Below are 12,146 nucleotides of genomic sequence, written 5' to 3' on the forward strand. Positions count from 1 at the left end.
GTGCTCACCTTTCGTTGGTGCTATCAGTGGCCGCTGCCGCCTGCCGGCGCTGACCTGGTTCCGAGCTCTGGCCCGAGACGGGTGGGGAGGCGCGGCGGCGGGCCAGCTGGCCCTGCGCCCACGCCAGGAGGCTGGTCGAGATCACCGAGAGCACCAGCAGCGTGCCGATGACGATGTTGATGACGTTGACCGTGTAGCTCTCCAGCCGCATCGCGCTGGAGATGACGCCGATGAGGACGGCGCCGGCGAGCACGCCGTGCAGCGCGCCCCGGCCACCGAAGATCGAGACGCCGCCGAGCAGGACGGCTGCGATGACCTGGAGCTCGAGGCCGGTGGCGTTGTCGCCGCGGGCGCTGCCGAAGCGCAGCGTGTAGTAGATGCCGGCGAACGCCGAGACCGCGCCGGCCATCACGAACAGCCAGAACTTCGTGCGCTCCACGTCGACGCCGCTGAAGTGCGCGGCCTCGTCGTTGAGCCCGATCTCGTAGACGCCGCGTCCGAACGGCGAGAAGTGCAGCAGGCCCACGAAGACCACCGCGAGCACCAGGAACGGCACCAGGATCATCGGGTACGACGAGCCCTCGGTGATCCGCTCCTTCGCCAGGTCGGTCCACTTCTCCGGAAAGTCGGTGACCGCCTTGGTGCCGAGCAGCCCGACCGCGATGCCGCGGTAGAGCGCGAGCGTGCCGATCGTGACGGCGAGCGACGGGAGGCCGACGTACGCCACGAGGAAGCCGTTGAAGGCGCCGCACACCGCGCCGACCAGGATCGCGACGGCGCCGGCGACCGGGATCGACATCCCGGCGTCCTGGTGCAGCACGCCCACGAGCACGCTGCTCAGGCCGACCACGCTCGCGACCGACAGGTCGATCTCGCCGGTGATGATGATCATCGTCATCGGCAGCGCGATCAGCAGGATCGGCGCGATGTCGAGGAACAGGTAGTACATCGTCAACGGGCTGTCGAAGTTCGGCACGTTGGCGTTGGAGTAGAAGAGCACGGCGATCAGCAGCGCGATCACCGCGAACTCGCGGGTGAGGAGCGCGCGGCGCCACAGCGGGCGGGAGTACGCCGGATAGGTGCGCGCGGCCGGTCGGTCCAGGGTCGAGGTCGTCACTTCGCGTTCCTCATCTCGTCACGGGCGGCCACGAGCCGGCGTTCCTCGCGGGCCGAGAAGACCCGGTCGAGCACGATCGCGGCGATGATCAGCGCGCCGACCACGGCCCGCTGCCAGAAGTCGGAGATGCCGACGACGGGGAGCGCGCGGTTGATGGTGACCAGCAGGAAGGCGCCGATCGCGGCGCCCCAGACGGTGCCGCTGCCGCCGAAGATCGCGACGCCGCCGATCACCGCGGCGCCGACGGCCTGGAGCTCCATGCCGTAGCCGGCTCCGGAGCTGATCGTGCCGTAGCGGGCGGCGTACACGACGCCGGCCAGACCGGCGAGAGCGCCGCAGAGCACGAACGCGCTCAGCACACGGGTCCGCACCGGCAGGCCGTAGAGCACGGCCGCGTCGGGGTCGGAGCCGATCGCGTAGAGCTCACGGCCGCCGCGCGCGGTGTAGAGGTAGTAGCCCACCGCGGCGAGCACGACGAAGCCGATGATCGTCAGCACCGGGATCGTGAGGATGGTCTTGGTGCCGAGGTCGAGGAAGCCGCTCGGCATGTCGCCCGGGTTGATCCGGTCGCTGCCGGCCCAGGTGAGGAAGATGCCCCGGTAGATGTAGAGCGTGCCGAGCGTGATCACCAGCGCCGGGACCTTGCCGTACGCCACGAGCGCGCCGTTGACCAGGCCGAGCACGGCGCCCGCCGCGAGACCGGCGAGGAACACCGCCCAGACCGGGATGCCGGGGTACTCGACGAACAGCTTGCCGGTGAGGTACGCCGTCAGGCCGAGCGTGGAGCCGACCGAGAGGTCCACGTTGCGGGTGATGATCACGACCGTCTGGCCGACCGCGAGCAGGAGCAGCAGGGACGGCGTGAGGAGGAGGTCGCGCCAGCCGTCGCTGCTGAAGAGGAAGTTGGGGTTCTTCAGCGTGGTCAGCACGATCACCAGGACCAGCACGGCTGCGACCGAGATCTCGCGGGAGCGGAGCAGGCCGCCGACGGCCCGCTTGGTCGGGGACACCGCGCTGGGCTCGACGAGCAGGGTGTCGCTCATGCCGGCACCTCCTCGGCACTGTGGTGGACGGTGGCGGTGGCCGCGTGCATGACCCGCTCGGGCGTGGCCTCGTCGCGGCTGAGCTCGGCGGTGATCCGGCCCTCGCAGACGACGAGGACCCGGTCGGCCATGCCGAGCACCTCGGGGAGCTCGGAGGAGATCATCAGGATCGCCAGGCCCTGGCCCGCGAGGTCCGACAGCAGCCGGTGCACCTCGGCCTTGGTGCCGACGTCGATGCCGCGGGTGGGCTCGTCGATGATCAGCAGCCGGGGCTCGGTGGCCAACCACTTGGCCAGCACGACCTTCTGCTGGTTGCCGCCGCTCATGGTGGCGGCGTTCATGTCCAGCGCGCTGGTCTTCACCTCGAGCCGGCCCGCCCACGGGCCGGCGGCACGGTTCTCGTCGCGGTTGGTGAGGAGCCCGGCGTGGGTGAGGCCACGGCGGATCACGGCGGCGACGTTGCGGGCGACCGACGCGTCGGTGACCAGGCCCTGCTTGCGGCGGTCCTCGGGGACGAACGCGATGCCGGCGCGGATGGCCGCGCGGGGCTTGTGCGCGGCGACGGCCCGGCCGGACATCCGGACCGAGCCGGCGTCGTACCGGTCGACGCCGAACACGGCGCGGGCGATCTCGCTGCGGCCGGCGCCCACCAGGCCGGCGAGGCCGACGATCTCCCCGGCGCGGACGGTGAACGAGACGTCGTGGAACGTGCCGAGCGAGCTCAGGCCCTCGACCTCGAGCACGACGTCGCCGATCTCGGCAGGGGCCTTGGGGAACAGCTCGGCGACCTCGCGCCCCACCATCCGGGAGACGATCTGGTCGATCGACGTCTCGGCGACCGCGTCGGTGGAGACGTACTCCCCGTCGCGCATCACGGTGACGGTGTCGCAGAGCTCGAAGACCTCGTCGAAGCGGTGCGAGATGAACACCAGCGCTCGTCCCTCGTCGCGCAGGCTGCGCGCCACGGCGAACAGCCGCTCGACCTCGACGCCCGACAGCGCCGCGGTCGGCTCGTCCATGATCAGCACGCTGGCGTCGAGGGAGATGGCCTTGGCGATCTCGATGATCTGCTGGTCGGCGATCGACAGGCCACGCGCCGGGCGGCGCGGGTCGATCGCCACGCCGAGGCGGTCGAAGAGGTGCCCGGCCTCGGTGTACATCGCGGCCCGGTCGATGCGGCGACCGCGGCCGAGGGGCTGGCGGCCCATGAAGATGTTCTCGGTGACCGAGAGGTCCGGGAACAGCGTCGGCTCCTGGTAGATCACCGCGACGCCCGCCGCCTTGGACTCGGCGGTCGAGCCGAAGTCGACGTCGGCTCCGTGCAGCTGGAAGACGCCGGCGTCGCGGCGGTGCACGCCGGCCACGATCTTCACCAGCGTCGACTTGCCGGCGCCGTTCTCGCCCACGAGGGCGTGGATCGAGCCGGGCTCGACCGCGAGGCTGCCGGAGCGGAGTGCGACGACGGCTCCGAACGACTTCGCCACGTCGCGCAGCACGAGCGCGGGGCTGTCGGACATCGGGTCTCCCTCAGGATCGGGGGTTGAAACGATTTGTTGAAAGGTTTCAATCTTGTGACGTCAACGTAAGTGGCGACCGTCACAGGAGTCAACACATTCCGGCGAAATTTCCTCGGACACGATTCGGCAACGGGCGTCCGGGCCAGGCCGTATCCTCTGCTTGATCGTTTCAAGGAGGGAGGGCGCATGGTCCGCAACGCCTCGGTCAAGGACGTCGCTGCGGCCGCCGGTGTCTCCCTCGGCACGGTCTCGAACGTGCTGAACCGGCCGGACCGGGTCAGCCCCGACACCCGCGAGCGCGTGCAGCGCGCGATGACCGAGCTCGGATTCGTGCGCAACGAGTCGGCGCGCCAGCTGCGGGCCGGCACCAGCCGGACCCTCGCCTACGTCATGCTCGACGCCAGCAACCCGTTCTTCACCGACGTCGCCGCCGGCATCGACGTGGCCGCGGAGGCCGCGGACCTGTCGCTGATGCTGTTCAACAGCCGCAACTCCTCCGACCGCGAGCACTCCCACCTCGCGCTGCTCGAGCAGCAGCGGGTGCAGGGCGTGCTGGTCACGCCGGTCGACCCGGACTCGGCCGCCCTCGACGAGCTCGCCCAGCGCGGGACGCCGGTCGTCGTGGTCGACCGCACCCGCGCCGACCAGTCGTTCTGCTCCGTCGCGGTCGACGACGTGCTCGGCGGGCGGCTCGCGATCGAGCACCTCCTCGACCGCGGGCACGTGCGGGTCGCCTTCGTCGGCGGGCCGGCCACGCTCGGCCAGGTCCGCGACCGGCGCCAGGGCGCCCGCGCCGCCTGGAAGGCCGCCGGGCTCCCCCGCGAGGACCTGGTCGAGATCGCCACCACCGGGCTCGACGTCGCCCAGGGCCGTGAGGCCGGGCAGCGCCTGGCGGGCATGACCGCGAAGCGCCGGCCGACCGCGGCGTTCTGCGCCAACGACCTGGTCGCGCTCGGCCTGCTCCAGCAGGTGATCGGCGCCGGCCAGCACGTGCCCGACGACCTCGCGATCGTGGGTTACGACGACATCGAGTTCGCCGCCGCGGCCGCCGTACCTCTCACGTCCGTGCGCCAGCCGCGCCAGGAGCTCGGCCGCACCGCCGCCGAGCTCGTGCTGGACGAGGCGACCAACCCTGCGCACGACCACCGGCAGGTGCTGTTCACCCCCGAGCTGGTCGCGCGGGCCTCGACGCTCGGCTGATCTCCCGTCTCGACGACAAATAGGCCTTGCCCCGGAGACGCCGCAGGCGGATCGTGAGGTATGGCCAAGACGATGGTTCCCGACGGCCTCCCGGTGCTCTCCCGCGGGAAGCACCGGACGCCGCGCTCGGGCGCGTGCTTCATGGAGATGGCGTCGGTGCTGGCCGGCGAGAAGTGGAGCGACCAGCCGCAGTGCACGCATCCGCTGCTGGGCGGGCTCGCCCGGCTGGTCAACGACAGCATCAGCGACACCGGCCGCCGCGAGCTGGTCGAGCACATCCCGTCCGTGGTCGGGGTGCGCGGCGAGGGGCTCGGCTGGGAGGTCTCGCTGGTGGCGGCGGTGGCGGTCGAGGCCATCCTCGACGTGCCCGAGGAGCGCCAGCGGGCACTGGCCTCCGGGCTGATCCGCTGCGAGGAGCTCGCCGTCGCGCTCGGTCCCGGACAGGTGCACGGGGTCGACGCGATGCGTCAGGCGCTCGCCGACGTCCCCCTGGCGGTGCGGTGGTCCCGGCGGTACCTGACGCCCGGGCCGATCACGTCCAACCAGTTCCGCCGGAACACCGCACCGACGATGATCCGCTGCTCGGTCCTCGGCATCGCCACCGGCGCCTCGGCCGACCCGGATGCCCGGCTGCGCGACCTGCTGGTCACCGGCATCGACGCCGCGCGCCGTGGCTCCGAGCCCTCGGTGCGCGCTCCGCACGCGGAGGTCCTGCGCGGCTAGGTGCGGTGCTGGGCTCGATGCTGGGCCGCCAGGCGCACGCCGGCGTTCGGGGCGCCGTAGCCGTCGTACCCGCCCCGCCGCTGCACGACCTCGAAGAACACCCCGCCGATGGTCGCGGTGTAGAAGTGCGTGAAGTCGCCGCTGGCGTCGCGGTCGTAGAGGAGTCCGAGCTCGGCCATCGTCTCGATCTCGTCGTCGGGCAGGCCGAACCGGGCGACGAGGTCGTCGTAGTAGTTGCGCCCGATGCCCAGGGGCTCCAGGCCGCGAGCGACCGCCCGGCGCGCGACCGCGACCACGTCGTCGGTGCGGAACGCGACGTGCTGGGGGAAGCCCGCCGCGGACTCCCACACCAGCGGGGCGACGTTCAGCGCGATCCGGCACGAGCCGGCCGCCGAGCGCAGCACCTGGCTGCGCACCAGCCCGTTCGGCGCGGGGACCTCCTGGCCGGCGTCGGCACGCAGGCCCAGGACGCTGCTGTAGAACAGCACGGCCTCGTCGAAGCTCTGCCACGGCTGGGCGAGGTTGACGTGGTCGATCCCGGTCAGCAGCGCCGCTCCCGGCTCGTGGCCGCCCGCGAACTCCGGCACCCAGGACGCGTCGACCACCGCGGACGAGGCACCGAGGAACACCTCGGTCCCGTCGGGCGCCGCGAACGCGGGCAGCTCCTGCTCGTCGGCGAGGGTACGGCGGTAGACGGTCGGCGCCCGCAGCGCCGTCGCCCGCGCGGCGGAGGTCGGCGGCGAGGTCACCTCGAAGCCGACGGCCGCCAGGGTCGGCGACCGGTCGCGCGCGTGCTGCTCGTTGCAGACCACCCGGGCCGGGCCCTCGGTCCAGAGCCGGGCGTCCTTGCTGCGGTGACGGCCGCGGAACGTGAAGCCGAGCTGGCCGAGGAGGACGTCGACGTCGCCGGTGTCCTCCGCGCGCACCTCGACGAAGTCGAAGCCGGTCGGCTCGGCGACCTCGGGCAGCGGGTGGGTGCCGGCCACGTCCTCCAACCAGGTGAGGGAGCGGCGGGCCTGCCGCGCGGTGCGACGTACGTCGGTCTGGCGGAAGACGTCGTTGAAGACCTCGAGCGACAGCGGACCGTCGTACCCGGTGCGCAGCACGTGCCCCAGGAAGGCGGCGAGGTCGAACGCGCCCTCGCCCGGGAACAGCCGGTGGTGACGCGACCACGACAACACGTCCATGGTCAGGGCGGGCGCGTCCGCGAGCTGGAGGAAGAACACCTTCGCGCCCGGGATCTGCTCGATCGCCGCCGGGTCGTGCCCCCGGGACAGGATGTGGAAGCTGTCGAGGCACACCCCGACCGCGGGATGGTCGGCGAGCTCGACGATGCGCCACGCCCGGCGGTAGTCGTCGACGTAGCGACCCCACGCCAGTGCCTCGTACGCCAGCCGCACGCCGTGCGCCGCCGCCTCGTCGCCGAGCCGGCGCAGCTGGTCGGCCGACACCTCGTCGTCGTCGACGGTGGCGGTCGCGACGTTGCTGCAGACCAGCATCGTGTCCGTGCCCAGTCGCTGCATGAGCCGGAACTTCGCCCGGGCCCGCCGCAGGACGAGCGCGAACTCCTCCTCGCTCACGCCCTCGGCGTCGCGGAACGGCTGGTAGAGGTCGAGGGTGAGACCGAGCCGGGCGGCGAGGGCCGCGACCTCCTCGGGGCTCTCCGGGGAGGCGACCAGGTCGGGCTCGAAGACCTCGACACCGTCGAAGCCGGCGTCGGCCGCTGCGCGCAGCTTCTCGGACAGGGTTCCGCTGAGGCAGACGGTCGCGATGGAGGTCCGCATCGTCACTCCACCGGCGCCGACGGGGTCAGCAGCCGCGCCGGGTTGGCCACGAGCAGCTGGTGGACCTGCGCCTCGGTCACCCCGCCGACGAGCAGCGCGGGGACGATGCGGCGCGAGATGTGCTCCATGTTCCAGTGCGGCACGTGCGCGGCCCGCCACGACGGCGGCGTCACCCGGCTGAAGAACGCAGCATCGTGGGACAGCACCATCCGGTCGGCGTACCCCTCGGCCAGGAGCGCCAGGACCGTCGCGGTCCGCCGGTCGTCGGGCAGCACGTGCTCCATGCCGAAGCGGTCCATCCCGATCGTCGCGCCCGCGTCCATCAGCTCCCGCAGGTAGTCGAGGTCCTCGGAGTCACCGCAGTGCCCGATCACGAGCCGGTCCGGTGCGACGCCGCGCTCGACGAAGAACGCCAGCTGGTCGCGGCCGTTGCGCGACGGCGCGTGGCTGTGGGTGGTGATCGGCACGCCGGTACGCCGGTGCGCGGTGGCGGCGGCCTCCATCACGTGCCGGACGTCGGGCGTGATCCCGGGCTCGTCGGTGACCACCTTGAGCATGCCGGCCCGGACCCCGGTGCGGGCGATCCCGACCTCGATGTCGCGCAGGAACAGCTCGACCAGGGGGTCCGGCCCGCCCACGAGCCGGCCGGGGCCGTGGGTGCGGAAGTACGCCGGCAGGGTGTCGGCCGTGTAGTAGCCGGTCGATGCGACGAGCTGGACCCGCACCCGCTCGGCGATCCGGCGGACGCGGGCGACGTCGCGACCGAGACCGAGCACGGTGAGGTCGACGACCGTGCGGACCCCGAGGTCCCACAGCCGGTCCAGCCCCACCACCGCGGTCTCGATCGCGGCGTCCTCGCACCACTCGGGATGAGGGAAGTCGAGATCGAGCTCGGGGTGACCCACGAAGACGTGCTCGTGGATCAGGGTCGTGCCCAGGTCAGCGGGCGCGACCGGACCCCGGAAGGTCTCGACCTCCCCCGATGTCACTGCGACTCGCTCCGGATCGCCTCGTAGACCGCGAGCTGCTCCTCGTTGAAGTTCTCGCGCAGGTACGCGTCGGCCTGGCTGCGGAACGCCTCGACGTCGACGTCGTCGACGACCTCCATGTCGCCGCTCTCGGTCCACTCGGCGAGGGTCGCCTCCTCGTCCTCGGCGACGCAGTCGGGAACCTGCGCCTCGGCCGTGTCGACCGCGGCGGTCAGCGCCTCCTGCTGCTCCTCGGACAGCTCGCCCCAGGAGTCGCCGCCGATGATCACGAGGTTCGAGTTGGCCTGGTGGTTGGACATCGAGATGTAGTCCTGGACGTCCTGCAGGCTGCTCGCCGCGATGTTGGTGATCGGGTTCTCCTGCCCGTCGACCGTGCCCTGCTGGAGGGCGAGGAAGAGCTCCTCGTAGGCGACCTCGGTGGCGTCGGCACCGAGCGCCTCGGCGTTCATCAGGTACTGCGGCGAGTTCGGGAAGCGCATCCGCAGGCCGTCGAGGTCACCGGGCTCCCGGATCGGCTCGTTGGCGGTGAACTGGCGCATGCCGGCCGACCACGCCCCGAGGGTGTGGACCCCGGCCTCGTCCTCGAAGCCCTGGAGCAGCTCGTCGGAGGCGTCGCCGTCGAAGTAGCGCGCCAGGTGGTCGCTGTCGTCGAACGCGTACACCGCGTCGAGCGTGGCCACCGGCTCGTAGACCGCACCGAGGGCGGAGGCGCCCTGGATGTCCATGTCGATGTCGCCGGAGACGACCGAGGCGATCCGGTCGGCGTCGGCGCCGAGCTGGCTCGCCGGGAAGATCTCGATCGTCACGCCAACGTCGGCGGCGGCGATCTCGTCGGCGATCACCTGAGCACCGCAGCGGTGCTGCGGCTGGTCCTCCGTGTAGCTGTGGGCCAGCTGGAGGGTGACGTCGCCACCGTCCTCGCCGCCGCCACCGCCGTCGCTCTCGTCGTCGCCACAGGCGGCGAGCGCCAGTGGGAGGGCGAGCGCGCACGCCGCGAGCGCGGCGCTCCTTCTCTTCGTACCCCGGCTTCGCAGTGCCATCATCGGTTCCTTTCTCCAGTGGTGTCCCGAGAGGTGCTCGTCTCAGCGGCGACGAGCTCGTCGAAGTCGCGCAGCATCGCCGCGCGGTCGGCCGTGCGGCCGGTGATCAGCTCGAAGGCGTCGGCGGCCTGGTGCACGGCCATGCCGGCGCCGGTGAGCACGGTGCAGCCGGTGGCGCGAGCCTCGGCCAGGAGGGCCGTCTCGAGCGGCCGGTAGACGATGTCGGCCACCCAGAGGTCCGGCCGGAGCAGCTCCCGCGGCACCGGCGAGCCGGGGTGCGCGGCCATGCCCATCGGGCTGGCGTTCACCAGGCCCGCGCTGCCGGCGAGGGCGTCGCCCAGACCGTCCCTGGTCGGCGCCACGGTCTCGACCTCGACGGCGTGGCCGTCGAGGGTGGCGGCCAGCGCGGCGGCCCGGACCTGGTCGACGTCGACGACGAGGAGCCGGCGTACGCCGAGGTCCGCGAGCGCGTGCGCGACCGCCGTACCGCCCCCGCCGGCCCCGACCAGCACCACGCTCGCGCGGTCGGCGCCCGGGAGCCCGTCGGCGAAGGAGCGCCGGAAGCCCGTGACGTCGGTGTTGTGCCCGGTGGTCCGGCCGTCGCGGATCAGCACGGTGTTGAGCGCGCCGATCGCGCGCACCGTCGGCGCGGTCTCGTCGACGAGCGGCACCATCGCCTGCTTCACCGGATGGGTCACGTTGAGCCCGTCGAAGCCGAGCTCGATGGCACTCGCGAGGAGACGCTCCAGCCGGGCGGTGTCGATGAGGCCGTCGGGCTGGTCGATGACCTTGTAGACGTAGCGCAGCCCCTGGCGCTCGGCCTCGCGCTCGTGCATCTCGGGCGTGAGCGACGGGCCGACGCCGTGGCCGATCAGCCCGGTCAGCCAGGACCGCCGGCTCACAGCCCGAGCCTCTCGGGCAGGTACAGGATCGCGTCCGGCCAGAGGATGATCGCGACGCACAGCAGCGTCAGCGGCGCCAGGAACGGCAGCGATCCCCAGAAGACCTCCGACATCCGCGCCTTCGCGATCGCCTGGAGCACGAAGATCACCGTGCCGACCGGTGGCGTCAGCAGGCCGATCATCTGCGACAGGATCATCAGCACGCCCAGCGCGATCGGGTCGACGCCGTACTCCGCCGAGATCGGCAGCAGGATCGGGACGGTCAGCGTGAGCACGGCGATCGCGTCGAGCGCGGTGCCGAGCACGAAGGACAGCAGCAGCACGACGAGCATGAAGACGGTCGCGTCGCTGGTCAGGCCGAGCAGCGCCTCGGACGCCTCCTGCGGCACCCGCTCCCGGGCGAAGATGTAGCCCAGCAGGCTGGCCGAGGCGACGATCAGCATGATGCTGCAGGTCGTCACCGTGGTCTCCACGAGCACCTTCGGGAGGTCGCGCAGCGTCAGGGTGCGGTAGGCGAACCCGAGCAGCAGCACGTACGCCGCGCCGACCGCGGCGGCCTCGGTCGGCGTCACGTAGCCGCCGAGGATGCCGCCCAGGATGATGACCGGGGCGCCGAGCGGTGCGATCACCCGGCGGCCGGTGACCCACACCCGGTCCCAGCTGAACTCGGTGCGCTCGAGGTCCGGCATCCGCCGGACCCAGAGGAAGACGACCACACAGAGGCCGAGCGCCATCAAGATCGCGGGCCCGACCGACGCCGCGAACAGCGCACCCGTCGAGACGCCGGCGAGACCGGCGTAGATCACGGCCGGGATGCTCGGCGGCATCACGGGGGCGATCAGGGCCGAGGAGCCCACGACGCCGAGCGCGAACGGACGCGGGTAGCCGGCCCGCACCATCGCGGGGATCTGCACCTTGCCGAGCGCGGCGGCGTCGGCGACCGCCGAGCCGCTCATCCACGAGAAGCCGACGCTGACGCCGACGCTCACGTAGCCGAGGTTGCCGCGGACCCGGCCGAGCAGGGCGAGCGCGAAGTCGAAGAGCCGGTCGGCGATGCCCGCGTGGTTGGCGACGCACCCGAGGAGGATGAACAGCGGCACCGCGAGCAGCGGGAAGCTGGCCATCGAGTTCGCGACCAGGCGCAGCGCGAGGCCGGTGGACTGGTCGTTGGTCATCATCCAGACCAGGCACGGCCCGAAGAACGCGAACGCGATCGGCACGCGGATCACCAGCAGCGCGGTGATGAAGAGGCAGAGGACGAGGAGACTCATGCGGTCGGCAACCCTCCGTCGGTGAGCTCGTCGACGTACGACGGCGGCGGCGCGCCGACCAGGGCGTACTCGACCGCGGCGATGAGCGAGCGGACCACGACGCTGACGAACCCGACCATCGAGATCAGGTAGAGCCACGACATCGGCATCCGCATCGCGGGCGACTTGATGATCGCCTGGGTCTCCCAGAGCTCCCAGGCCTCCGCGCAGAGGGCGACACCGATCGCGGCCATCACCAGGCAGGAGATGACCCGGATGACCCGCCGGAGCGTCTCCCCCGGGACCATGTCGACCATCTCGATCGAGATGTGGGAGTCGCTGGTCACCAGCACGCCGGCCACCACGAACGTCAGCCAGACCAGGCAGAAGCGGGCCAGCTCGCCGGTCCACGGCCAGCCATCGATGGGCAGGTACCGCTGCGCGGCCTGGAGCAGCACCAGCCCGAAGATCAGCAGCAGCGCGGTCACCCCGAGCGCGAGCTCGCACGCGGTGATCACCCGCGCCGTACGGCGCAGCCAGCCGGGGAGCTGGCGTCCTGGGGACGTGTCGACGGTCACAGC

General features: G+C 71.9%; 11 protein-coding genes. 2 read left to right on the forward strand and 9 right to left on the reverse strand.

From position 1 onward, the window contains the following. Window positions 1-4: 4 nt before the first annotated feature. From ABD875_RS07280 to ABD875_RS07290, 3 genes are read right to left on the reverse strand one after another with little or no spacing between them, the layout of a single operon-like run. The gene (locus ABD875_RS07280) at window positions 5-1,117 is read right to left on the reverse strand and encodes an ABC transporter permease (RefSeq protein ID WP_345172793.1); all 1,113 of its coding nucleotides are present in this window, start codon (window positions 1,115-1,117) and stop codon (window positions 5-7) included. Next, window positions 1,114-2,160, reverse strand: coding sequence for an ABC transporter permease (locus tag ABD875_RS07285; protein WP_345172796.1), 1,047 nt, complete (start codon window positions 2,158-2,160; stop codon window positions 1,114-1,116). The genes ABD875_RS07280 and ABD875_RS07285 overlap by 4 nt, the downstream gene beginning before the upstream one ends. Beyond that, entirely contained in the window at window positions 2,157-3,677 is a 1,521-nt protein-coding gene (locus ABD875_RS07290; RefSeq protein ID WP_345172798.1) for a sugar ABC transporter ATP-binding protein, read from the reverse strand. The genes ABD875_RS07285 and ABD875_RS07290 overlap by 4 nt, the downstream gene beginning before the upstream one ends. Window positions 3,678-3,863: 186 nt before the next feature. Between ABD875_RS07290 and ABD875_RS07295 the strand changes: the two genes are divergently transcribed. After that, entirely contained in the window at window positions 3,864-4,877 is a 1,014-nt protein-coding gene (locus ABD875_RS07295) for a LacI family DNA-binding transcriptional regulator (protein WP_345172800.1), read from the forward strand. 60 nt (window positions 4,878-4,937) lie between these two features. Beyond that, a complete protein-coding gene (locus ABD875_RS07300; protein ID WP_345172802.1) occupies window positions 4,938-5,600 on the forward strand; it encodes a hypothetical protein in 663 nt (220 codons plus the stop codon). Here ABD875_RS07300 and ABD875_RS07305 read toward each other — a convergent pair. Genes ABD875_RS07305 through ABD875_RS07330 form a run of 6 tightly spaced genes read right to left on the reverse strand, consistent with a single transcriptional unit; the run spans window position 5,597 to window position 12,143 of the window. Further along, complete coding sequence (locus ABD875_RS07305; RefSeq protein WP_345172803.1) at window positions 5,597-7,384, reverse strand: bifunctional sugar phosphate isomerase/epimerase/4-hydroxyphenylpyruvate dioxygenase family protein; 1,788 nt, start codon at window positions 7,382-7,384, stop codon at window positions 5,597-5,599. The two genes, ABD875_RS07300 and ABD875_RS07305, sit on opposite strands and share 4 nt — an antisense overlap. A gap of 2 nt (window positions 7,385-7,386) precedes the next feature. Then, window positions 7,387-8,373 (reverse strand): phosphotriesterase family protein, encoded by a 987-nt coding sequence (locus ABD875_RS07310; protein ID WP_345172805.1) that lies wholly within the window; start codon window positions 8,371-8,373, stop codon window positions 7,387-7,389. Next, window positions 8,370-9,413 (reverse strand): DctP family TRAP transporter solute-binding subunit, encoded by a 1,044-nt coding sequence (locus ABD875_RS07315; protein ID WP_345172807.1) that lies wholly within the window; start codon window positions 9,411-9,413, stop codon window positions 8,370-8,372. Before ABD875_RS07315 ends, ABD875_RS07310 begins: the two co-directional genes overlap by 4 nt. After that, window positions 9,413-10,315 (reverse strand): shikimate dehydrogenase, encoded by a 903-nt coding sequence (locus ABD875_RS07320; protein WP_345172810.1) that lies wholly within the window; start codon window positions 10,313-10,315, stop codon window positions 9,413-9,415. Before ABD875_RS07320 ends, ABD875_RS07315 begins: the two co-directional genes overlap by 1 nt. Continuing rightward, window positions 10,312-11,586: a TRAP transporter large permease gene (locus ABD875_RS07325; RefSeq protein WP_345172812.1), complete on the reverse strand. Its 1,275-nt coding sequence runs from the start codon at window positions 11,584-11,586 to the stop codon at window positions 10,312-10,314. The genes ABD875_RS07320 and ABD875_RS07325 overlap by 4 nt, the downstream gene beginning before the upstream one ends. Continuing rightward, window positions 11,583-12,143, reverse strand: a complete 561-nt coding sequence (locus tag ABD875_RS07330) for a TRAP transporter small permease (RefSeq protein ID WP_345172814.1) — start codon at window positions 12,141-12,143, stop codon at window positions 11,583-11,585. The genes ABD875_RS07325 and ABD875_RS07330 overlap by 4 nt, the downstream gene beginning before the upstream one ends. Window positions 12,144-12,146 lie beyond the last annotated feature (3 nt).

The organism is Nocardioides caricicola (genome assembly GCF_039541135.1).
GTDB lineage: Bacteria > Actinomycetota > Actinomycetes > Propionibacteriales > Nocardioidaceae > Nocardioides > Nocardioides caricicola.